Below are 271 nucleotides of genomic sequence, written 5' to 3'. Positions count from 1 at the left end.
CCGTCAGAGCAATGACAATCCCCGCAACAGCTGCGGTATATAAACCGTACTGGGGTGCCACACCACTACCAATAGCCAACGCCATCGCCAGCGGGATAGCAATAATCCCGACGGTTATCCCGGCAATCAGGTCACGGGTAAACCGTGCGGCAGTATATTTTTCTTTCCAGCAAGCGTCGATCAGAGCGCGGAAAGGCATCACATGTGAGGAAAATATTTTGTTCACAATAATGTTTCATCCGTGAGCGCATCATCTGTCAACTAAATGGCA

The 271-nt window shown here is 49.8% G+C and carries 1 protein-coding gene; it reads right to left on the bottom strand.

The window, feature by feature from the left end:
- Positions 1 to 199, bottom strand: a 199-nt coding sequence (locus SB765_RS29845) for a SulP family inorganic anion transporter (RefSeq protein WP_410932522.1), incomplete at its 3' end; no start/stop codon positions are given.
- Positions 200 to 271: the final 72 nt, after the last annotated feature.

The organism is Pseudomonas sp. SIMBA_067 (genome assembly GCF_046534675.1).
GTDB lineage: Bacteria > Pseudomonadota > Gammaproteobacteria > Pseudomonadales > Pseudomonadaceae > Aquipseudomonas > Aquipseudomonas putida.
Note: the sequence above shows the minus strand (reverse complement) of the source record. Positions and strands in the feature narration are given on the sequence as shown.